This is a genomic window from Bradyrhizobium sp. CCBAU 11386 (genome assembly GCF_028128955.1).
In the GTDB taxonomy this organism is placed as follows: domain Bacteria; phylum Pseudomonadota; class Alphaproteobacteria; order Rhizobiales; family Xanthobacteraceae; genus Bradyrhizobium.
Genome location: NZ_LBKA01000082.1, coordinates 1 through 778, shown reverse-complemented (window position 1 = coordinate 778; position 778 = coordinate 1). Strand labels below are relative to the sequence as shown.

The window sequence follows — 778 nt, the reverse complement described above, 5'->3', positions numbered from 1 at the left end:
CAAACTCCTTTACGTCTGCATCGCTTCCAGTAGTGTTCGGCAGCCCAGAATGGCTATTACACGTTTTAGATTGTAGGCGAGCACATTGAGCGCCATCTCGGTCGCAACCTTGTGCTGTCTTCGCATCAGGAAGTGCGTTGCCCCCATCCAGGCCTTTATGGTCCCGAACGGATGCTCGGCCGTTTGACGGCGCAAAGTCATCTTGTTGGGGTCTTGGTCAAGCCGCTGCTGAACCCTCTCCAGCACAGCCTCGTGCTCCCACCGCGCGATACGTCGCTCGGGGCCAGTCGTACACTGAGCTTTGAGCGAGCAGCTTTGGCAAGCGTTCGTCCAGTAACGGCGCAGCATCTTGCCGTCCTCTTGACCGGTGAAGCGGTACGTCAACCGCTCGCCGGCAGGGCAGCGATAGATGTCCTCGGCCGCAACATAGATGAAGTCCTGCTTGCCAAAACGGCCTGCGGCCTTCGCTCCTGAGGTCAGCGGTTTTGGCAATGTGACCGTGATGCCTGTCTCCTCGCAGGCACGGATCTCTTCGCCGTCGTAGTAGCCGCGATCAGCAACGGCATCGATCGTCTCGACAACCATCTCGTCACGCGCCTGCCTGGCCATGTTCGCGAGCTGGTGCCGATCGCTGCCCACGTTGGTCACCTCGTGGGCCACAATGAGATGATGCTGCGTATCAACTGCAATCTGCACGTTGTAGCCGACAATGCCGGTGTCCTTGCCACTTGTGGCCATCGAGCGGGCGTCAGGATCGGAGAGCGAGATCTGCTTGTCC

General features: G+C 59.3%; 1 protein-coding gene. It reads right to left on the bottom strand.

Features of this window, described 5'->3' with window-relative positions; all coding sequences use genetic code 11:
* Positions 1 to 9 precede the first annotated feature (9 nt).
* Positions 10 to 778 (bottom strand): transposase (locus tag XI09_RS08475; RefSeq protein WP_271566436.1); only part of this gene is annotated, 769 nt, incomplete at its 5' end.